The 20,884-nt window shown below is 70.6% G+C and carries 19 protein-coding genes; 5 read left to right on the top strand and 14 right to left on the bottom strand.

What is annotated here, in order from left to right:
- Nucleotides 1-54: 54 nt before the first annotated feature.
- The 3 genes from sufC to ACIQMV_RS21300 all read right to left on the bottom strand — a co-directional run bounded on the left by sufC (nucleotide 55) and on the right by ACIQMV_RS21300 (nucleotide 2,053).
- On the bottom strand, nucleotides 55-840 hold the full coding sequence (gene sufC, locus ACIQMV_RS21310; RefSeq protein ID WP_402594656.1) for a Fe-S cluster assembly ATPase SufC: 786 nt from the start codon (nucleotides 838-840) through the stop codon (nucleotides 55-57).
- Between the two features lie 266 nt (nucleotides 841-1,106).
- Entirely contained in the window at nucleotides 1,107-1,658 is a 552-nt protein-coding gene (locus ACIQMV_RS21305) for an EF-hand domain-containing protein (protein ID WP_141365101.1), read from the bottom strand.
- A gap of 101 nt (nucleotides 1,659-1,759) precedes the next feature.
- The gene (locus ACIQMV_RS21300) at nucleotides 1,760-2,053 is read right to left on the bottom strand and encodes a hypothetical protein (RefSeq protein ID WP_402594653.1); all 294 of its coding nucleotides are present in this window, start codon (nucleotides 2,051-2,053) and stop codon (nucleotides 1,760-1,762) included.
- A gap of 369 nt (nucleotides 2,054-2,422) precedes the next feature.
- Here ACIQMV_RS21300 and ACIQMV_RS21295 point away from each other — a divergent pair, with 369 nt between their 5' ends.
- Nucleotides 2,423-2,911 carry an inorganic diphosphatase gene (locus tag ACIQMV_RS21295; protein WP_402594652.1) on the top strand — a complete coding sequence of 163 codons (489 nt, stop codon included), beginning with the start codon at nucleotides 2,423-2,425 and terminating at the stop codon, nucleotides 2,909-2,911.
- 127 nt (nucleotides 2,912-3,038) lie between these two features.
- Here ACIQMV_RS21295 and ACIQMV_RS21290 read toward each other — a convergent pair whose 3' ends face one another.
- The gene (locus ACIQMV_RS21290) at nucleotides 3,039-6,800 is read right to left on the bottom strand and encodes a S8 family peptidase (protein ID WP_402594650.1); all 3,762 of its coding nucleotides are present in this window, start codon (nucleotides 6,798-6,800) and stop codon (nucleotides 3,039-3,041) included.
- 210 nt (nucleotides 6,801-7,010) lie between these two features.
- Here ACIQMV_RS21290 and ACIQMV_RS21285 point away from each other — a divergent pair, with 210 nt between their 5' ends.
- The 4 genes from ACIQMV_RS21285 (at nucleotide 7,011) to ACIQMV_RS21270 (ending at nucleotide 9,502) form a co-directional block, all read left to right on the top strand.
- Nucleotides 7,011-8,003, top strand: a complete 993-nt coding sequence (locus ACIQMV_RS21285) for a helix-turn-helix domain-containing protein (protein ID WP_402594648.1) — start codon at nucleotides 7,011-7,013, stop codon at nucleotides 8,001-8,003.
- 267 nt (nucleotides 8,004-8,270) lie between these two features.
- Nucleotides 8,271-8,492, top strand: coding sequence for a hypothetical protein (locus ACIQMV_RS21280; protein ID WP_402594646.1), 222 nt, complete (start codon nucleotides 8,271-8,273; stop codon nucleotides 8,490-8,492).
- Between the two features lie 471 nt (nucleotides 8,493-8,963).
- On the top strand, nucleotides 8,964-9,317 hold the full coding sequence (locus ACIQMV_RS21275; RefSeq protein ID WP_402594644.1) for a hypothetical protein: 354 nt from the start codon (nucleotides 8,964-8,966) through the stop codon (nucleotides 9,315-9,317).
- 17 nt (nucleotides 9,318-9,334) lie between these two features.
- The gene (locus ACIQMV_RS21270) at nucleotides 9,335-9,502 is read left to right on the top strand and encodes a hypothetical protein (protein ID WP_401781341.1); all 168 of its coding nucleotides are present in this window, start codon (nucleotides 9,335-9,337) and stop codon (nucleotides 9,500-9,502) included.
- A 233-nt stretch (nucleotides 9,503-9,735) separates the two neighbouring features.
- Here ACIQMV_RS21270 and ACIQMV_RS21265 read toward each other — a convergent pair whose 3' ends face one another.
- From ACIQMV_RS21265 to ACIQMV_RS21220, 10 genes are all read right to left on the bottom strand, one after another.
- Nucleotides 9,736-10,959, bottom strand: a complete 1,224-nt coding sequence (locus ACIQMV_RS21265) for an acyl-CoA dehydrogenase family protein (protein ID WP_402594642.1) — start codon at nucleotides 10,957-10,959, stop codon at nucleotides 9,736-9,738.
- A 6-nt stretch (nucleotides 10,960-10,965) separates the two neighbouring features.
- Nucleotides 10,966-11,988: a phosphotransferase family protein gene (locus ACIQMV_RS21260; protein ID WP_402594640.1), complete on the bottom strand. Its 1,023-nt coding sequence runs from the start codon at nucleotides 11,986-11,988 to the stop codon at nucleotides 10,966-10,968.
- Between the two features lie 186 nt (nucleotides 11,989-12,174).
- Nucleotides 12,175-12,792, bottom strand: a complete 618-nt coding sequence (locus ACIQMV_RS21255) for an ATP/GTP-binding protein (RefSeq protein WP_141365117.1) — start codon at nucleotides 12,790-12,792, stop codon at nucleotides 12,175-12,177.
- Complete coding sequence (locus tag ACIQMV_RS21250) at nucleotides 12,779-13,135, bottom strand: DUF742 domain-containing protein (protein ID WP_402594638.1); 357 nt, start codon at nucleotides 13,133-13,135, stop codon at nucleotides 12,779-12,781. Before ACIQMV_RS21250 ends, ACIQMV_RS21255 begins: the two co-directional genes overlap by 14 nt.
- A gap of 1 nt (nucleotide 13,136) precedes the next feature.
- Entirely contained in the window at nucleotides 13,137-13,565 is a 429-nt protein-coding gene (locus ACIQMV_RS21245; protein ID WP_141365120.1) for a roadblock/LC7 domain-containing protein, read from the bottom strand.
- Nucleotides 13,566-13,576: 11 nt separating this feature from the next.
- Nucleotides 13,577-16,063, bottom strand: a complete 2,487-nt coding sequence (locus ACIQMV_RS21240; RefSeq protein ID WP_402594637.1) for a nitrate- and nitrite sensing domain-containing protein — start codon at nucleotides 16,061-16,063, stop codon at nucleotides 13,577-13,579.
- 172 nt (nucleotides 16,064-16,235) lie between these two features.
- Nucleotides 16,236-17,243: a substrate-binding domain-containing protein gene (locus tag ACIQMV_RS21235; RefSeq protein ID WP_402594635.1), complete on the bottom strand. Its 1,008-nt coding sequence runs from the start codon at nucleotides 17,241-17,243 to the stop codon at nucleotides 16,236-16,238.
- A 505-nt stretch (nucleotides 17,244-17,748) separates the two neighbouring features.
- The gene (locus ACIQMV_RS21230; protein ID WP_141365126.1) at nucleotides 17,749-19,002 is read right to left on the bottom strand and encodes an RNA polymerase sigma factor; all 1,254 of its coding nucleotides are present in this window, start codon (nucleotides 19,000-19,002) and stop codon (nucleotides 17,749-17,751) included.
- Entirely contained in the window at nucleotides 18,999-19,352 is a 354-nt protein-coding gene (locus ACIQMV_RS21225) for a YciI family protein (protein WP_402594634.1), read from the bottom strand. Before ACIQMV_RS21225 ends, ACIQMV_RS21230 begins: the two co-directional genes overlap by 4 nt.
- Nucleotides 19,353-19,567: 215 nt before the next feature.
- The gene (locus ACIQMV_RS21220) at nucleotides 19,568-20,884 is read right to left on the bottom strand and encodes an amidohydrolase family protein (protein ID WP_402594633.1); all 1,317 of its coding nucleotides are present in this window, start codon (nucleotides 20,882-20,884) and stop codon (nucleotides 19,568-19,570) included.

The raw sequence follows: 20,884 nt of genomic DNA, 5'->3' as shown, positions 1-20,884 counted from the left end.
CGATGCCGTGCGCTGGGTCGCCGGGGTTGCCCCCTACCGGGGCCACCGCTGCGGTCACACGGCTGGATGGGCCGTTCCGTCTCGCGCCGTGCCCTTCACGTATGCCTCATAGCCTTCGTCCTCCAGCCGGTCGGCGAGTTCGGGGCCTCCGGAGTCGGCGATGCGACCGTCGGCGAAGACGTGGACGTGGTCGGGGCGGACGTAGCGCAGGATGCGCGTGTAGTGCGTGATCAGCAGGGTGGCGACCTGTCCCGTGACGCGGACGCGGTTGACGCCCTCGGCGACGACGCGCAGCGCGTCGACGTCCAGACCGGAGTCGGTCTCGTCCAGGATCGCGATCTTCGGCTTGAGCAGTTCGAGCTGGAGGATCTCGTGGCGCTTCTTCTCCCCTCCGGAGAAGCCCTCGTTGACGTTGCGCTCGGCGAAGGCGGGATCGATCTGGAGGCGTTCCATCGCCTCGCGCACCTCCTTGAGCCAGGCGCGCAGCCTGGGGGCCTCGCCGCGGACGGCGGTGGCGGCGGAGCGCAGGAAGTTGGACATGGATACGCCGGGGACCTCCACGGGGTACTGCATCGCGAGGAAGATCCCGGCCCGCGCCCGCTCGTCGACCTTCATCGCCAGGACGTCCTCGCCGTCCAGGGTGACGCTGCCGGAGGTGACCAGATATTTCGGGTGCCCGGCGAGCGCGTAGGCGAGGGTGGTCTTGCCGGAGCCGTTGGGGCCCATGATGGCGTGGGTCTCGCCCTGCCGTACGGCCAGGTCGACACCATGCAGGATCTCGCGAGGCCCTGCGTCGGTGTGGACCGAACAGTGCAGGTCGCGGATGTCGAGGGTGGCCATGGGCACCTCACCTGCCTCACCTTGTTCACAACCTGGAATGGCATGGGCGGCGCGCAGCCCGCTCATCCACCGTGGCGCAGCCGCGGCTGTCCGGCTACAGCGCGGGTGGCCGCGTGCCACACGCAGGTGATGCCCGCGGAGGGTCGTGCCTACGACGACTCGACGGGAGGATGCGCGCATGGCGACGGCCGCCCGCCGGGACCGGACTCCAGGGGCGGCCGTGGGAGGCTCCGGGGCGGTGACTGACCGCCCGGAAGCCGGGTGGGTCAGACGTGCCCGAAGAACATGCTGCCGGGTGCGTCCGGGTCGTTCGAGAGGAAGTGCTCACGCACCGCGCGGATGAATTCGTAGCGCGAGATCGCACCGTCCCCGTCGACGTCCAGCTTGGTGAAGCTGTCCATCGCGTCGGGCGCGTCGCTCTTCCAGACGTCCCTCAGGAAGCGGGCGAACTCGTCCTTGCTGATCTCGTTGTCGCCGTTGACGTCGATGACGTCGAAGATCGCATGGCCGCCGCCCTCGGTCACGTTGAGGCGGCTGGTGTCGATGACCGCGAGACGGTTGGCCGTGACGAACTGCTCCTTCGTGAGCCGGTCCCCGTCCACACCCGCGTGACGCAGCAGCTCCAGCCAGTAGATCTGGCAGAAGATCTGGAGTGCCCTGGCCCGGCGGTCGTCCTTGTCGAGCCGGTAGGCCTGGATGTAGCGGTCCGCGAGTTTCTGGTAGTCCGACCAGTCGAGATAGCCGTCGTGGTTCGCGTCGATGCTGTCGAATTGACGCTCCAGCTTGGTGGTGATGATGTCCTGCACCGTCGTGGTCATGGGCCGAACCCTTTCCGTGATCTTGTCTCGCGGCCTCCTCAGCATGAGGCAGGCCTCCTGAAGGAACGCGGAACCACGCAGGTCACCACCCGATTTGGTGATCATCCGCGGATGCTGGTCAGGGCGCCGACAAGGTCGTGCCGGGCTTCTCGGAGCCGGCCGGCCGGTTCCCCGTCGCGGGCCCGGGCCTGCTCCAGCGCGCTTTGGCGGCACTGGTTTCCGGCGGTGAGTTCGTCGACGCGGGCGCCGAGGCCGGCGGCACCGGACCGGTCGAGTGGTCGGCCCGAGCTGCGCCGGACGGCGTACGTCAGCGGGGCTGGGCTTGCGGACGGTCTTCCGGTCAGCACGGCGGTCACCAGCCCGATGGCGTAGTGGTTCGCGCCCTGCGCATGCATCGGCTCTTCTTCCCGGCACACCGCGGCGGCAGGGGTAGCAACCGGGTCGGCCATCGGTCCGGAGCCAGGGCTCCCGGGGTCGTGGCTGTCGGCCTCCGACACATCGCCCTGCGTGTGCACTGGCCCACCGACGTCGTCGGCGGACGGAGGGTCGGGTACGGCCGGCTGACCGCCCCGCAGGTGGTGCGCACGGCAAGTCGCGCGGCCCTGTGGTCCACGATTCCTCAGGCGGTCCAAGGACAGTTCCTTTGACGGGATCCAGGCCCGCGTCCCACCATGGTGGAAGGCGATGAGGCTCGCCTTCGATCGCGGACGTGCACCGCTGATGGCCTCTGCCCGGTACCTGATCCGCAAGGACTGGAGGTCGCCATGATGGAGGTCACCGTGCAGGTGGAAGCGACCGTGGGCTCCCGCGTCGCACCAGACCACGAGCCGGGGCCGGCAGCCGGGCCGTCGGCCCACCCTGTGCTCGACGGGTTTCCGGTCGGAGAGGGGTTCGTCGGCGACAGCCTGACCCCGAACGGGGAACCGGCCGACGTGCTGGTCCTGATGGAGGAACCGGCGCTGCCGGGCACCGTACGGGCCCGGCCGGTCGCCCTGCTCCACGCCAGCGTGGACGGACAGCCCGTCGACGAAGTCGTCTGCGTGACAGCCCGCGACCCGCGCTTCGAGGAGATCACGGACCTGCCGGGACTGCAGGCCTGGCACTGCGACGACGCAGCTTTGGAGGCCTTGCTGCGACGGCTGGGACATGGCCGCGCCTGGCAGGTCGTCCGCTGCGAGGGAGCAGCCGGCGCCGAGGAGTTCCTGTCGGACGCCCACCACACCTACGAGCGTCTGACCGGCTGCATCGACTGAACCGCATCGGCTGGGCGCGACCCGCTCCCCCCGATGGCGTCGCCGAGGCCGACGAGGAAAAGGGCCCGCCGGACGGACTCCCCCCACGGGAAAGCCGCCCGGCGGACCGGTCAGGATGTGATCGTGATCAGCGCACGGCGTACGCGTCGGTCACGGTCTGGATGACGGAGTTGCCGTTGGAGTCCGTCAGTTCGGTCTTCAGCGTGACCGGCTTGCCGGCCGCGCCCGCGTGGTTCACGGTCGCGGTCCAGCGGTCACCGCTCTGCGAGGTGGTGCCCTCGGTCCAGGTCGCACCACCGTCGTACGAGTACGAGACCTTGGCGGCTACCAACTCGCCGGGTGTGTAGCCCGCGTGACCGGTGACGCTCAGGCCGATCGTTTGACCGTCCTTCGCCGGAAGGGTCTTGAGCCCGTCCGTGTCCAGGTCGTAGCCCGGGAAAAGCAGCGGAACGCCCTGGGAGTAGGCGTTCTCGTCCCGGTGCGAGCGGAACTTCCAGACCGTCTCGGTGTGGGTGGACCGCTTCCACACGGCGGCGGGCTGCCCGAACTTCATGGTCTCCATGGTGAGTTCGTACGCGGCGTCCTCGGCCGGGACGGTGAAGACCCCGGACGGCCAACCGGTCTCGCCGATCACCTTGCCGCCGCTGGTGAGCTTCATGCCGCCGATGTCCCCGAAGGAGCCCTGGATGCCCATGTGCTCGGTGTCGCCCCAGAAGGCGGGTGCCACGCCGATCAGGTTGTCCTGCCGTTCGGCGGCCAGCTGGAGCTTCCCGTCGGCGTCGCGCGGGGCGGCGGGGGCCGGGATGCCCCGGTACCAGTTCTCCGCCCGCTTCGAGCCGGCGGTGTACGTGCGCGCCTGGTCGGCCATGAGCTCGCCCCAGGGGAAGCTGGAGGAGAGGTAGCGGGTCCAAGCGGTGTCGCCCGCCGAGTAGTACTCGGTGCGCTTGCCGGGGACGGCGACGGAGTCGGTGGCGGCGGAGAACACCCCGCCGTACGGCCGTCCCATGATCATCGTGTCCATGTAGTCCGCCGCGGCGCCCATCGCCTCGTAGGTCGCGGTGACCGTGCCGAGCTTCTTGTCCCGGACCTGGTAGGTGCGGTCCGAGGTGACCGGGCCGGTCTCGGGGAAGGCGAGGTTGTAGACGAACGGGCTGACGGCGGTGGCCTTCCAGCGCAGCGTCACCGGGCCCTTGGCCAGGGCGGCCTTCAGCTGAGCGGCCTCGTCCGCCTCGATGCCGAGCGAGGGCACCGGCGCCTGGCCGAAGCCGATCGACGGCTGCCAGGGGCCCGCGGCGCGGCGGTGGGCGATGACCGCCTTCGCGCCCGCGGCCTTCGCGTCACGTGCCAGGTTGTACAGGTAGCCGTCGTCGCCGGCCTCGACCAGCACGATCTTCCCGGCGACGCCCGCGGCCCTCAGCTCATCGGGGGTGCCGGTGCCCGCGTCGACCAGCGCGGCCTCGCCCGTTCCGTCGAGGTTGACGGAACCGGTGCTCGCCACCCTCGGGTGCAGTTCGGCACCGCCGACGACCGACAACTGCTCGATCTGCGGGGCGTACGCGCGCCAGAGGCTGGCGAACTCGAAGTCGCCGTCGCGCGCCTTGCCCTGCACGTCCGCCAGGTAGGTCCGGACGCTCCGGTTGCCGGTGATGGAGCCGGAGTGCAGCCAGGTCCCGTCCCAGGTACGGCCGAAGGACAGGGTCGTGGAGCGGCTCTCGGAGGCGCGGTCCGCGGTCTCCACCTGGAGCCGGTGCGCCTTGCGGGCGTCGAGCACCAGGGTGGTGTCCTTGGCGACGTCGACCTGGGGCCGGGCGAGGTAGCCGACGGACTCGGTCATGCTGCCCGTGGCGTCCGCGGCGTCCTGCGTGATGACGAAGCCGGAGACGAAGTACGCGCCGGGGCGGACCTGGTAGACCTGCTCGGCCGCACCGTCGTTGTAGCGGCGCTCACCGCTGGAGGCATCGGTGCCGATGACGTCCAGCGAGGAGGAGCCCGTGGCGGGCTTGCCGGCGCGGTCGATCAGCTTGACGCGCAGGGTGACGGTCTCCGGCTCGACGTACAGGGAGAACGGGGTGGAGACCTTCACACCGTCCGGGCCGGTGGCGAGTACGCGCCCGGTGACGTCGCCGTACTGGGCGGCCTTCAGGTTCGCGGCCGGGTCGATGCGCAGCGGGACCTTCACGGTGGCCCCGGCCGGGACGGTGACGGTGTTCGCGTCGAGCGCGGCGACGGGGGAGCGGACCTCGGAGCCGTCGTTGCCGGTGACGCCCTGGACCTTCAGCGACAGCTTCACCGGCTTGGTACCGGAGTTGGTGTAGGGGAGGTCGACGGTGGTGCGGTCGCCCTTGTTCTGCGGCCATGCGAAGGTGCCGGCCTGGACGGCGGGAGCGCCCACGACGGTGGTGTCGATGGCGGCCTTCACGTCGAGACGGCCGGCGCCGGTCTCGCGCACATCGCCGGGGATGTCGCTCTTCGCGGACGACACCAGAGCGGTCTTGACCTGCTGCGCGGTCCAGTCCGGGTGACGCTGCTTCACGAGGGCGGCGGCTCCCGCCACATGCGGGGTGGCCATCGACGTACCGGACATCGACTGGTAGGCGTAGAGGCCCCGGCCGCCCGCGGCCGCGGCGGAGATACCGACGCCGGGGGCGGCGATCTCCGGCTTGAGGGTGTGCGCGCCGACCACGGGCCCGAGGCTGGAGAACCAGGCGGTGGAGTCGTCGCGGTCGACGGCGCCGACGGTCAGCACGCTCGGGGCGCAGCCGGGCGAGGAGACGGTGTTGAGGGTCGGGCCCGAATTGCCTGCCGCGACGACGAACAGCGTGTCCTTGCTCCGGGCGAGTTTCTCGGCGGCGACGCTCATCGGGTCGGTGCAGTCGGTCGGCTCCGGGCTGCCGAGGCTCATGGAGACGACGTCGGCCTTCTGGTCGACGGCCCACTGCATTCCGGCGATGATCCAGGATTCGGCGCCGTAGCCACTGTCGTTGAGGACCTTGCCGTTGAGCAGATCGGCGTCGGGGGCGACACCCTTCTTCTTGCCGTCGCTCGCGGCACCGGAGCCGCCGACGGTGGAGATGGTGTGGGTGCCGTGGCCCTGCCGGTCGTCGGTGCTGCTGGAGTCGGTGAAGTTCTCCGAGGCGGTGATCCGGCCCTTGAGGTCGGGGTGTTCCGCGTCGGCGCCCGTGTCGAGGACGGCGACCTTGGTGCCCTTGCCCGTGTATCCGGCGGCCCAGGCGAGATCGGCGCCGATCTGCTTGGTGGACCGGTCGAGGGTGGCCTGGACCTTGCGGTCGAGCCAGATCTTCTTCAGACCGGAGGCGGAACGGGAACGGGTGTTGGTGATGTCCGCCCAGAAGTCGGCGGTCTTCGCCTTGTCCGTCTTCAGCGCGACGCCGTCGATGGCGTCCAGTTCGGGGCCGCGCTTCGCGCCGCGCGGCGTGGCGGGCGCGGTGCGGCCCGCGGCGTCGCCGTAGACGGCGATCAGCGGCAGCGCGGTGGTGTGCGCGTCGTCGTAGCCCTGCCGGATGAGTCCCGTGACATTGAAGAGTTCCTCATCGACCTTGCCCGCGGCCAGCACCCGAGCGGCGGTGTCGGGGTAGACGTAGAGGTCCTTGCCGGACTGCCGGGTCTGCAGGAGGGGCACGGAGCCGTCCTCGCGGGGCAGTGCGGTGACCGACGCGGCCCCCGAACCGTCCGTGCGCACCAGGACCTTGTCGCCGGTGACCAGGGTGACGGTGACCGGTGTGCCTGCCTTGGCAGCGGTCGTGCTGCCGGTCAGTGGTCTCTTCGCGGTCGGGTCGTCCTGCGGCGCAGCCGCGGACGGTGCGATCGCGGTGACGGCCAGGACGGCGGCGGTGGCCGCCCCCAGCGCCGTGCGCGATATCGGATGCATCGCTCTCCCTAAGTAAAACCGGTTAACTCTGAACCAACAGCGGCATTCCGGAAGTTGTCGGTACCGCCGTGGCGCCACATTGGCAGAGCGACGGGTGATGCAGGGATGATGACCACGGCGGGTTTACGCCGTGGCCGCTTTTCGCCGCGGCCGGAAGTCCGAGGACACCGACGACGTGCGGAGTCAGGACTTCCGGGAGGGGAGCGAGGGATGCTGGGAGCCATAGGTCTCGACGAGATACAGGAGTCGGTGTACCGCGCCCTCGTGGCGGTGGGCGCCGCGGAGGTCTCCGACCTCGCCCACCGGCTGGCGCTCCCCGAGCCGGACACCGAACGGGCCCTGCGCCGGCTGGAACAGACCGGTCTGGCCGCCCAGTCCTCGTCCCGCGTCGACCGTTGGGTGGCGGCGCTGCCCGCGGTGGCGCTGGGAGCCCTGCTGACCCAGCAACGCCATGAACTGGAGCAGGCCGAACTGGCGGCGGCGATGCTCGCCGAGGAGTACCGGGCGGAGGCGACCGATTCCGCCGTGCACGACCTGGTCGAGGTGGTGACGGGTGCGAGCGCGGTGGCACACCGCTTCTTCCAGTTGCAACTGGGGGCGACGAGCGAGGTGTGCGCCCTGGTCACCGGGAAGCCGGTCGCGGTGAGCGGTATGGAGAACGAGGCCGAGGAGCGGGCCGCCACGCGCGGGGTGTCGTACCGGGTGGTGGTGGAGCGCGAGGTGCTCTCACTGCCGTCCGGGATCATGGAGTTGTCGGCGGCCCTGAGCCGTGACGAGCACTGCCGGGTCGTCGACCGGGTGCCCACCAAGCTGGTCGTCGCCGACGGGGCCCTGGCGATGGTGCCTCTGACCGGCCGGGGCGCGGAGCCCGCGGCCCTGGTCGTCCACGCCTCCGGACTGCTGGAGTCCCTGATGGGTCTGTTCGAGGCGGTGTGGCGGGAGGCGATGCCGATCCGGCTCGGCGGGAGCGGCCGGCCGGAGGAGGAGGAGTCCAACGGGCCGGACGCCATGGACCTGGAGGTCCTGTCGCTGCTGCTGGCCGGGTTGACGGACGCGAGCGTGGCGAAGCAACTGGACCTGGGTCTGCGGACCGTGCAGCGGCGGGTGAAGGGCCTGATGGAACTGACCGGAGTGTCGACCCGGCTCCAACTGGGCTGGCACGCGTACGAACGGGGCTGGGTGGCCCGGGAGCCCCAACTCTGACCCGCGGCCGCCCGGGAAGCCACGCGGCTGCGGCTGGGCGCGGGCCGTGGCTCGGGTGCTGCTTTCTGATCACGTGTAGTCGCCCAGTACCTGTGGCGCGCTTGGTCGGCGGCACGGCAGTCAGGCGCGTTCAAACAGCGCGATCGAAATGATCCACATATGATGATGCGCGCCGAGGCCCGGCGAAACAGACGCCGAACTCCTCAAGGTCCACCGGTGAGGCCTGACAGGACCTCAAGACCCACGAGCAGCACCGGAGGAACCGCGATGACCGGCTCTCGACTGGCCAAAGCACTTGTGGCCGTCCTCTCCTTCACCACCCTGGCGCTGCTCGTCCTCTATGCGGTGGGGTTGACGGCCGCGGACTCCACTCTGGGAAGCACGGCCCGGTCAGCCGTCGGCGGGCTCCTCGCCGCCGCAACCCTGGGCCTGCTCAGATACCTGACCGGACTTGCTCGTGCCGACCGTCGGAGCAGTGACGGCAGTTGAACTGACGGAGCTTGCGGCAGGCCGCGTGGCCGAATGGCCGGCCGGAACTGCCGATGCTTGGCTGCCGACGGGAACACCCCTCCCGAGCCCTGCCGCTCCACAAGTTGACCAGACCCTCGATCTCGGTTGAAGAAGCCGTCTGCGATGACCCGGTCGGGTCCCGGCCCGAACACCGGACGCGGACGAGCCCGGCTCCCGGGACGCCAGAGCGTCAGCGTGCCGCCGCACCCGGGGTAGCCCCGTACCCGATCGTGCCGGTGCTTCTGCCGTGCCATCCTCAAATGTTCCGCCGCGCCTGAACATTTGGGTAAGTGCCGGAAAGGCGGCCATAGATGTGGCATCGCGATCGAGGTGTAACGCGACCGCGTCGGCAAGACGCAGAAGAAAAGAGAAGCGGGCGACACCCCGGACTGAATTTCAATGCTCCGGGCGACCGCGCCAACACAATACCTCCCCAGATCGGAATTTCTTGTGAGCAACACAGATCCGGCTTCCGGATACCCCGCGTACCACCGGCCCACAGGCCCGGACGGCTCCGTGCGCCGTCAGGCGGCTGGACGGCGCGCGGCGCTGACGGTCTGCACGATCGCCGACACCGCGGCAGGTCTGCTGGCCCTGTGGATCCTGTTGTTCCTGCTCGACGCGAACCAGGCGAATGTATTCGTCAAGTTCGTGCAGGGAACGGCGGACTGGCTGGCCTGGTGGTCGCAAGATATCTTCACCATGGACACGGAGAGCCTACGCGTCGTCCTTAATTATGGTCTTCCCGCAGTGATGTATTTGCTGATCGGACACGGAATCGCAGCCCGGCTCAACCGGGCCTGAAAGCGCAGGGATCGACTGTGACCCCCAGTCCCACTGAACAGATCCAATTGCTGATCTACGACGATCTGATACGCGAACGTGGTGACGTCGTCGCCGAGGCTCAACTGGCAGCAGAACACACGCAGCATCAGGCGATGGAACTGCTCGGCAGACAGGACGCGCCCTCTTCGACCTATCACCGGTAGTTGATTCTGGGCAGGTCACCAGGTCACCAGGTCACCAGGTCAGGAGGTGCGGCCGGCGGCGTCCTGGGGTTCCCGGAACGCCCCTGGGTCGCCCCGCTCTGATGCGGTCACGGACCGGCGACACAAGCGAAACCGCCTGACAAGCGACTCCTGGCGCTGGGGGCAGCGCCAGGAGTCGCGTTCTGCGCGCGGTGGTCAGGGTGAGGAGGAGTCGCCGGTGCTCACCTCACGGGTCACAGGTACTTCTTCAACTCCCGCCGTGCCAGCGACCGCTGGTGGACCTCGTCCGGCCCGTCGGCGATCATCAGCGTGCGCGCGCCCGCGTACAGCTCGGCGAGCGGGAGGTCCTGGCTGAAACCGCCCGCGCCGTGCAGCTGGATCGCCCGGTCGAGGATGCCGACCACGGCGCGGGGTGTGGCGATCTTGATGGCCTGGATCTCGGTGTGCGCCCCCTTGTTACCGACGGTGTCCATCAGCCAGGCCGTCTTCAGCACCAGCAGCCGCAGCTGCTCGACGGTGACCCGCGCGTCCGCGATCCAGTTGTGGACCACGCCCTGCTGGGCCAGTGCCTTGCCGAAGGCGGTGCGGGAGACGGCTCGCCGGCACATCAGCTCGATCGCCCGCTCGGCCATGCCGATGAGCCGCATGCAGTGGTGGATGCGCCCCGGTCCGAGCCGGGCCTGGGCGATGGCGAAGCCGCTTCCCTCCTCGCCGATCAGGTGGGAGGCGGGCACGCGCGCGTGGTCGAACACCACCTCGGCGTGGCCGCCGTGGGAGTGGTCCTCGTACCCGAAGACCCGCATCGCGCGCCGGACGGTGACGCCGGGCGTGTCGCGCGGCACGAGGACCATGGACTGCTGGCGGCGGATGTCCGGGCCGTCCGGGTCGGTCTTGCCCATCACGATGAAGATCTTGCAGTCCGGATTCATCGCGCCGGAGATGTACCACTTGCGCCCCGTGATGACGTACTCGTCCGAACCGTCGGAGGCGCGCTCGATGCGCGTGGTGACGTTGGTGGCGTCCGAGGAGGCCACCTCCGGCTCGGTCATCGCGAACGCCGAACGGATCTCGCCCGCGAGCAACGGCCGCAGCCACTGTTTCTTCTGCCACTCGTCGCCGAACTGCGCGAGCACCTCCATGTTGCCCGTGTCGGGCGCCGCGCAGTTCAGCACGGTGGGTGCCAGGTGCGGGGAGCGGCCGGTGATCTCGGCGAGCGGGGCGTACTGGAGGTTGGTCAGCCCGGCGCCGTACTCGGCGTCCGGCAGGAAGAGGTTCCACAGGCCCTGCCTGCGCGCCTCCGCCTTCAGCTCCTCCACCACCGCCGGGGTGTCCCACGGGGAGGACAGCGCGGCCCGCTGCTCCTCGGCCACCGCTTCGGCCGGGTACACGTACTCGTCCATGAAGGCCAGGAGCTTGGCACGCAGCTCCTCGGTGCGCGCGTCGAACGCGAAGTCCATGTCCGGTCAGCCTTTCTGAAGAGTCGTCAGTCCGTGGTCGAGGAAGACGGGGACGAGGTCGCCGATGCGGTCGAAGCCCCGCCCGACCGTCTGGCCGAGCGTGTACCGGTAGTGGATGCCCTCCAGGATCACGGCGAGCTTGAACCAGGCGAACGCCGTGTACCAGGACACGGCCGAAACGTCCCGCCCCGAGCGCGCGGCGTACCGCTCGACCAGCTCCGCCGCGGACGGGTGCCCCGGGGCCTCGGCGGTGGTGGACACCGGCGAGTCGGGCATGCCCAGCGGCGTGCTGTACATCACCAGCAGGCCCAGGTCGGTCAGCGGGTCGCCGAGCGTGGACATCTCCCAGTCGAGGACCGCCGTGATCCGGTCGTCCGGTCCGAGCAGCACGTTGTCGAGGCGGTAGTCGCCGTGCACGACGGCCGGGGCTGGGGAGACGGGCAGCGCGCGCCCGAGCGCCGCGTGCAGCTCGTCGACGCCGGCCAGTTCGCGGTTGCGGGAGGCCGCCAGCTGCTTGCCCCAGCGTCGCAGCTGCCGCTCCAGGAAGCCCTCGGGGCGGCCGAAGCCCTCGAGGCCCACTTCGGCCGGATTCACGGCGTGCAGCTCGACGAGGGTGTCCACCAGCGACAGCACCGCGTTCCGAGTGCGCTCCTCGCCCAGCGGGGCGAGCTGGTCCGCGGTGCGGTACGGGGTGCCCTCGACGAACTCCATCACGTAGAACGGCGCGCCGAGCACGTCCTCGTCCTCGCACAGCAGCACCGGGCGCGGCACCGGCACCTCCGTCGGGTGCAGGGCGCTGATCACCCGGTGCTCGCGACCCATGTCGTGCGCGGTGGCCAGGACATGGCCCAGCGGGGGGCGCCGCACGACCCACCGCGAGGCGCCGTCCGAGACCGTGTACGTGAGGTTCGACCGTCCGCCCTCGATCAGCCGGCCGGTCAGCGGGCCCCGCACCAGACCTGACCGCTCCCGGTCGAGCAGTCCGCGCAGCCGGTCGAGATCGAGTCCGGGCGGGTGGTCGGGGCTCATCATTGCTCCTGGGAGACGAGACGACAGCACGTGACCGACCATCATGCCGACTGGTCGGTATGTCGTCCAGTGCCTGTATGCCAAAGTGACCCGTGTCTCGGTCGTCGGTCCAAGGAGGACTCCGGAAGACCAGGCGGCGTTACGTGGTCGTAGCCGTGGTCGCCCGCCACTCCGCCTCGCCGGACCTCAGCCGCCCCGGAGTGGACGAGGCCGGGCCTCGTCCGCCTCGGTGGCCGAGGCGATCAACTGGTCGACCAGGGCGATCAGAACGTCCCGGCACGACTCGCGGTCACGCGCGTCGCACAGCAGTACCTGGGCGTGTGCGGGCAGCGCCAGGGACTCCCGGATCTCGTCCGGCGGGTAGGGGTGCCGTCCATGGAAGCCGTTGACACCGACGACGAAGGGGATGCCCCGGTTCTCGAAGAAGTCGATGGCGGCGAAGCTGGTCTCCGGCCGGCGGACGTCGATCAGGACGACGGCGCCGAGCGCGCCCACGGCCAGGTCGTTCCACATGAACCAGAACCGCTGCTGACCGGGTGTGCCGAAGAGGTACAGCACGAGATCCGAGCTGACCGTGATCCGGCCGAAGTCCAGGGCCACGGTGGTGGCTTGCTTGTGCTCGATGCCGTGGAGGTCGTCGACGTCCAGGCCCGCGGCGGTCAGGGGTTCCTCGGTGCGCAGCGGGGCGATCTCGCTGACCGACCCGACCATGGTGGTCTTGCCGACCCCGAAACCCCCGGCGATCAGGATCTTCGCTGTGTCGGGGGCTGAAGACGACCGAGCGGTGGTGTCAGAGCCGGCCAAGGCCGTCCCTCACTTTCTGCAGAAGGTCCAGGTCCGGGGTGCGGGAGACCGGGGACGGCCGGTTGACGGTGATCCGTCCGGCCTCCAGCAGATCGCAGAGCATGATCACCACCACGCTCACCGGAAGATCGAGATGGGCGGCGAGCTCCGCCACGGTGATCGGCTCCGCGCACCGCTTCAGGATCCGTGCGTGTTCGGGCTGGAGCCGGACGGCCCGCTCGGGCTGCGGATCCACTGCCGTCACCATCGTGATGAGGGTGAAGCCGGCGCGGCTGGGACGGGTCCGTCCACCGGTCAGGGTGAACGGCCGAACGAGCCGGCCCGCCGCGTCGCCTCCGTTCACCTCACTCGCCGTTGCCGGACGCGTCGGCACCCGGACGCGGGGGCGCACTCAGGTGCTCGCCGATCTTCTTCACCAGCATGTTCATCTGGTACGCCACCACACCGACGTCGGCGCCGGGGCCGGTGAGAACGACGAGATGGGCGCCCGGTCCGGCCGAGGTGAGAATCAGATAGGTGTGGGCCAGTTCGATGAGCGCCTGCCGCACCGGGCCGCCGCCGAAGTCCATGCTGACGCCCTTGCTGAGGCTCATCAGGCCGGACGCGGTCGCCGCCAGCCGCTCGGCGTCGTCACGCGGGAATCCGGTGGACTTGCTGACGACCAGTCCGTCCTCGGAGAGCACGACGGCGTGGTTGACGTCGGCGACCCGTTCCACGAGACCGGTCAGCAGCTGGTCGAGCTGCGTGTGCGTGGCGGGGGTGGGGCGTGTCATATGGCTGTCCTTCATGTGCGGTCGGCGGGCGAAGTCGAGGGTGGATGTCCCCCCGGCTCGAACACGGTCGAGGCCTTGGGGGTGGCGGTGCCTGCGGCGGGAACGCGCGCATCGGAGCCGTCCGGTCCGGAGCCGTCCGGTGTGGCGCCGTCCGTTGCGGCGGCCTCCTTCGGGTCGTCGGCCCTTTCCTGGGTGTCGTCGTGGGTGTCGTCGTGCCGGGCCTCGCGTGTGCCGCGCTGGAAGCCGGCCAGTGAGGAGGCGGCGCGTTCGGCGGTGAAGTCGTCGAGGGGGTCGTCCTCGACGACGGGTACGGCCTCTCCGCGCAGCTCGGCGGCCACACTGGTCTGCGGCACCCGGCGCGGCAGCGGGGAGAGCCCCGGCTCACGTGTCCGTTCCGCCCCGTGTCCGCTGTCACCCGCACGGGAGGCGTTCGGCCCCGCGGACGGCTTCCTCCGCCGGGCGTCGACGGCGGGGGTCGAGCCCTTCCCGGTCCGTTCCGGACGCCCCGGTCCGGGCACCCGCACGGGCTCGGACGGCTGCGGCCGCGTCTGCGGGGAGCCGGCGGCCTCGGGCACCACGATGTCGTGCGGGACGAGCACGATCGCGGTGGTCCCGCCGTAAGGCGAGGAGCGCAGGGTCACGGTGATGCCGTGCCGGGTGGCCAGGCGGGCGATGACGAACATACCGAGCCGCAGGTCGTCGGCGAGCGCCACCACGTCGAACTGCGGGGACACGGCCAGATGAGCGTTGAGCTGGGCGTAGTCCTCCTCGGACATACCGAGGCCGCGGTCCTCGACCTCGATGACGAGGCCCTTGGCCACCATCGCGGCCCGCACTCCGACGGGGCTCGGGGCGGCGGAGTACGCGGTCGCGTTGTCGATGAGCTCGGCCAGCAGATGGATGACGTCGGCCACCGCGGGCGGGGCGACGTACACCTCCTCGTCGGTGTGCACCTCCACCCTCTGGTACTCGGCGACCTCGCCGACGGCGCCGCGCAGGATGTCGATCAGCGCGACCGGTTCGGTCCAGCTGCGCCGTGGCTGCTCGCCGCTGATGATGACCAGGTTCTCCTCGTAGCGGCGCAACTGGCTCGCCGTGGAGTCCAGTTCGTACAGGCCCTGGAGGACCTCCGGGTCCTGGTGCCGCCGTTCCAGCGCGTCGAGCTTGCTGAGCTGAAGGTTGATCAGGTTCTGGCTCTGCCGGGCGATTCCGAGGATCACCTTCTGGAAACCGCGGCGGGTGTCGGCGAGTTCGACCGCGGTGTGTACGGCCGTACGCTGCGCGGTGTTGAAGGCCTGGGCGACCTGGCCGAGTTCGTCGGTGCCGTAGTCCAGCGGCGGCGTCGCGGAGTCCACGTCCACCTTCTCGCCCCGCTCCAGCCGGGCCACCACGTCGGGCAGCCGCTCCTCCGCCAGGCGGAGCGTGGCGATCCTCAGCCCCAGCAGCCGCCGGGACAGGGACCGGGTGATCCGCCAGGACATGCCGACGCACAGGACCAGGGCGGCCAGGCCGGCCGCGCTCAGGACGGCGGACTTCAGCAGCAGCCCGTGCGCTCGGTCGGCACTGCGGTCGAGCAGCGCGACCGTCTGCTGCCGGATCAGCGTCGAGTACTGGACGGACAACTTGTCGATCGCGGCGCCCCATCTCGCGCGCGCGTCAGGCAGCGCGAACCCGCGCGCGCCGGTGGCCTTGCCCCGGGCCGAGAGCACCTGGTCCTCGACGGCTTCCAGCGTCCGCCACTCCGCCGACTGCAGGATCCGCTCGGTCTGCGTCTTCGTGCTGCCCTGGAGCGAGGGGACGATCTGGTCCTCGACGAGCCAGCGGCGGGTGTGGACCAGTTGGGCGAACCTGTCCCACGCCTCCTGGTCCATGCGTTGGGACGACCACGCCAGGGTGAGCTGCGCGTCCTCCTGGGAGACCAGCTCCGCGGCGTGCTCCAGCGCCACGAGCGGACCGGCCTGGGAGGTGAGGTCGCCGTCGTCGACCTGCGAGAGCTCCTGGAAGGCATGGATCTGGTCGTCGATGATCGCGGTGTACTGGTCCAGGGCCTGTTCACCGGTGATGTCCGTCGGTTTGTCCACCTGGCCCCGGTAGTACTCCAGGCTGCCCACCGACGCGACGACCGAGTACATCCGGTTCTTGATGCGGGCGGGGGCCTGCCTGATCGAGTCGGCCTGGCCGACCAGCTCGGCGACCGCCTTGTCCGTGGTCAGGCGCTGCGCGTCCAAGGCGGCCCGGGAGCCGTGCGGGGACGCCAGCCACGCCGCCGACAGCCCGCGCTCCTGCTGGAGGGCGAGCGCCGCGTCGGTGCCCATGGCGCCGGTCGACCTGCTCAGCGCTGTCTGTGAGCGCAGCCGGAGACCCTCGGAGAACATCTGGGTCGTGGTCACACCCCACATGGCGGCGAGCGCGACGGTGGGGACCAGGGCCAGGAGGACCAGTGAGAGCCGTATCGAACCGAGACGGCGCCGGGAACCTGTCGGTGTCCGTGGAGACATCATCGTCCTAGAGCGATCTGCGGGAAGACGGGGAAGGGAAGAACGAGCGGGCGGGGTGACGGCGCGTCCGGTACGGGCCGGGAGACGCGTGGGACGCCGTCGGCGCAGGTGACGGGCGGACGGGAGAAGGACTGTGTCGTCATGTCACCGGCGCCCCGTACACGGCATGTCCTCAGCGCGTGCCGCCGGCGGCCAGCTTGGCCACCGACGCGACGTTCGTCTTGGTCACGAAGGCAGGACCGGTGAGCACCGGAGCGACGCCGCCACCGCTCACATTGCCGTTGGACCTGTAGAGCCAGAGCGCGTCCACGGCCAGATAGCCCTGGAGGTAGGGCTGCTGGTCCACCGCGAACTGCACATCTCCGTCCTGAACCGCCTTGACCAGTTCCTTGTTCAGGTCGAAGGTGGCGATGTGCGCCCTGCTGCCTGCCTTGTGCACCGACTTGACCGCGGCCAGCGCGAACTGCGCTCCGTTGGTGACCACTTCGTCGATGTCGTGGTCCAACCGCAGTCGGGCCGCGACCGACTCGGTCAGGGCGTCCATGTCGGTGCCGTCGCTGTAGAGCATGTCGGTCCTGCCGCCGAAGGCCTTCTTCACACCGGCGCAGCGCGCCTCCAGCGAGATGTTGCCCCGCTCGTGGATGACGCACAGGGCGTGCTTGGCCCCCAGGTCGTCCAGCTTGTCCCCGACGGCCCGGCCCGCGACGCTCTCGTCCTGGCCGAAGTACTGCAGCACACCGCTGGAACGCCAGGACCCGATACCGGAGTTGAGCCCGACCACGGCTATGCCCGCCGCCTTGGCCTCCGCGATCGGCCCCTTCATCGCATCCGGCTTGGCCAGCGTCAGCGCGATGCCGTCGACCCCCTCCCGGATCGCGTCCCGCACCAACTTCGCCTGCCCGGCGGCATCGGCGTCGCTCGCGTAGGTCAACTCGACGCCGTCCTTGGCCGCGGCCACCTCGGCGCCCTTGCGGACCAGTTGCCAGAAGGCGTCTCCCTCGGCCCCATGGGTGACCATGGCGACCTTGAGCCCGGATGCACCGGATACCCGCGCGCTTGATTCGGACTGCGCGTCTCCGGAGCCGGAGCAGCCGGAAATGAGCAGGCAGACGGCGACGGCGGCCGTCAGCGCGGTGCCGGGGGCGGATCTGCGGTACTTGTGCGAAGGAGGAGTCTTCATGAGGGTGCGGCACCTCACTGTGCAGCCGAGCATGGAGCAAACGGGGGGAGGGACTGGGGCGGAGGGCCGACGGACGTACGACCGGGCGGGTGGCTCTCGTTGAGCCGGAGCCAACCGCGTGTGACGCCCGGTAGTCAAGTGATCGGCGTCCTGTCGTGGCTTGTTGCTGCCGCATTGTGATCATCTGCCTTTTACGGCGGCACGATGGAGGCCCGGTACGTCCCGCACGCCGGGCGCCTGCGCGTGAGCGGCCATCCGGCGAGGTGAGCGCGCTGGTGCGAGGAGGGCGGCGGAGGAACCGGAGTCCGGCGGGGCCCGGTTGACCTTGCCGGTCCTTTTGTCGCGCGTCTATAGTTCGGCACCCGGCGCGGACGCCGGTTCCGCCGCTCGACGCCACCGTCGAGGACGCCGTCGACCCGGCCCTGTCCGACCCGTACGAGCTGGAAGCGGCGATGCGCCAGTGCGCCCGCCCGCGCCGGCTGCGGGCCGTCACCGGGCCGGCCCGTCACCGGTCGGAGAGTTCCGCGAGTCTGCGGGCGAGCATGGCCCGTTCTGGTTCGTTGCCGACGAGGTCGAGGGCGACCCGGTAGGCAGCGGCGGCCTCGGAGGTGCGGCCCAGCCTTCTCAGCAGGTCGGCCCGCGCTGCGGGAAGCAGGTGGTAGCCGCGCAGTTCCTCGGCCTCGGTGAGGGCGTCCAGCAGGGCAAGCCCCGCCTCGGGGCCGTCGCGCATGGCGACGGCCACGGCCCGGTTCAGCGCGACCAGCGGGAATGGCTCGATCTGAAGCAGCACGTCGTAGAGCGCGACGATCTGCGGCCAGTCGGTCGCCTCGAAGCCGGTCGCCTCGTCGTGCAGTGCCGCGATCGCCGCTTGCACCGCGTACGGTCCGACACCGGGACCCGTCAGGGCCGGTACGACGAGCCGTCGCCCCTCGGCGATGAGGCCGGCGTCCCACAGAGCGCGGTCCTGGTCTTCGAGCAGCACCTGGCCTCCCGCGGCGTCGGTCCTGGCCGCGCGCCGCGCGTCGGTGAGGAGGAGCAGCGCGAGCAGCCCCGTCACCTCTCGTTCTCCGGGAAGCAGCCGGTGCAGGATACGGGCGAGCCGGATGGCTTCGTCGGCCAGATCGGGGCGGACGAGGTCGTCGCCGGAGCTGGCGGCGTACCCCTCGGTGAAGACGAGGTAGACGACCCGGAGCACGCTGGGCAGCCGCGCGGGCAGTTCGTCCGGTCCCGGGACGCGGAACGGGATGCGCGCACTGCGGATCTTGCGTTTCGCGCGCACGATGCGCTGGGCCATCGTCGCGGTGGGCACCAGGAATGCCCGGGCGACCTCGGGTGTGGTCAGGCCGGCGAGAAAGCGCAGCGTCAGCGCGGTCTGTGCCTCCGGAGAGAGCGCGGGGTGGCAGCAGGTGAAGAACAGTTGCAGCCGCTCGTCGGGGATGTCGTCGAAGCCGGGCTCGGCGGGTACCACGGCGGCGGCCCGGTCGCTCTCCACCTGGAGCACCGCCAGCCGCTCCGCGTACGCGCGGTCGCGCCGGATCCGGTCGATGGCCTTGCGGCGTGCCGTGGTGAGCAACCAGGCCAGTGGCTTGTCCGGCACTCCGTCGACCGGCCACCGCTCCAGCGCGGCCTCGATCGCGTCGGAGGCGGTCTCCTCGGCAAGATCGAGATCTCCGAACCGTGCCGCGAGCAGGGCGAGCAGCCGGCTCCGGTCCTCGCGGAACACCGCCTCCACGGAGCGGGCCGCTCGCCGCTCGTTCACGACTGATCCGGCTCCCAGACCGTGCGGACCTCGACGGTGCCGTACCGGGCCCCGGGGCACCGGGCCGCCCAGTCGAGCGCCGTGTCGAGGTCGGGAACATCGATCAGGTAATAGCCGCCGACGATCTCCCGGGTCTCGGCGAACGGTCCGTCGGTCACGACGCGCTCCCCATTCACGCGGACGCGTACGGTGGTCGCGTTCGAGAGGTCCAGGGCGTTGCCGTCCAGCTTGACGCCGGCATCGGAGACGGCCTTCTCGAACGCCATGAACTCTTCCACGGTCGGTCCCTCGGCCGGTCGTTCCTCGGTGGAGTCGGGCGACAGGGTGTTGATCAGCAGCAGGTACTTCACGGGGCGCTCCTCGTGCCTGGGGTTGGTTGCGCGGATACGCGGAGATGACGAATGGCCGCGGGCGGAATCGACAGGACGACGGGAGAAATCTTGTCAGGGCGCCCCAGGCCCTGCCTCGTGACCGGGCGTGCTCTTCGGTCACCTCTTCGGTCACCGTGGCCGAAGAGCACGCCCGGTCACGCCGAGATCAGTGCGCGCCGCCCGCGCGGGGGCCGTCAGGTGCCGACGACGACGCCGTTGCTGATCACCGCGCTCGGCGTCCTCACTGCTGTGATGTCCTCCAGCGGATTGCCGGCGAGCAGCACCGCGTCCCCACGGAAGCCCTGCGCCAGCCGCCCCGCGCTGCCGCTCAGTCCGGTCAGCCGCGCCGCCGCCGTCGTGGCGGTGCGGATGGCGTCCAGGGCCGGCAGGCCGGCCTGCTGCATCAGCACCACCTCGCCGCCGATCGGATCGATCTGTCCCCCGGCGGAGTCGGTGCCCGCCGCCAGCGGAACGCCCATGTCGTGCGCCGCGCGCACGGCTTGCCGCAGTACGGGGAGGAACTCGCGCCCGCGCGCGGCGAGTACGGGGTCGTCGGATTCGGCCAGCCCGGCGATGGCGGTCAGGGTGGGCGTGAAGTACGTGCCGCGGCGCCGCATTTCGTGCAGCGTGTCCTCGGCGACGAAGACCCCGTGCTCCAGACTGCGGATGCCCGCCAGGACGGCGTCTCGGCAGCCTTGTTCGCTGTAGCTGTGGCAGAGGACGCCGGCGCCGCGGCGCCGCGCCGCCGCCACTACCGTGGCGAGTTGGTCACGGTTGTACACCTGGCGCAGCGGGTCCTGGTCCGGCAGGCCCGCACGGTCGTTGACCCGCGTCTTGATGACGTCCGCACCCCGGTTCAGGTTCACGTCGACCACCCGGCGCAGCGCCTCGGACGAGCGGACGCTGTCCTTGAGGCGGGCCAGCGGGGCGAGGTCGGGGTCGGCCAGGATCGTGTCGCCGAGGTCGGGGGTGACGAAGAGGCCGGCGGCCCGCGTCCGCGGCGCCCGGTCCGGGGCCCACCGGGCCAGTTCGCGCACGGCGATGTCCTGGTAGAAGGTGGTGGACCCGCTGCGCACGCTGGTCGCCCCCTGACGCAGGGCCGTTCCGGCCTCGGTGAGGGAGTTGATGTGGATGTGCGCGTCGACCAGGCCGGGGAGCACCCATCGGCCGTGGGCGCCGACCACGCTCACGCCCGCTCGCAGCGCCGCGCGGGCGCGCCGGGTGGCGTCCCGGCTGCCCGCGGCCCGCACGGTGCCGTCCACGATGACGACCACGGAGTCGGCGGTCACCTCCCCGGTCAGCGGATCGAGGAGGGTGCCGCCGTCGATGACGAGGGTGCCTCCGGACGGCGCCGGGCCGGTGCCGGGTGCCTTCCGGTCCGGCGTGGGCGTACGGTCGGCCGCCTCGGCGGTGCCGGCGAGCAGGGATCCGCCCGCCAGTGCCATCGCGGTGGCGAGGACGCCGCGCCGGGCGACGTGCGAGGGCGGCGGCTGATGGTGGTCCAGACACAT

The organism is Streptomyces sp. NPDC091412, from assembly GCF_044756885.1.
GTDB lineage: Bacteria > Actinomycetota > Actinomycetes > Streptomycetales > Streptomycetaceae > Streptomyces.
This window is presented reverse-complemented; position numbering and strand designations above follow the sequence as displayed.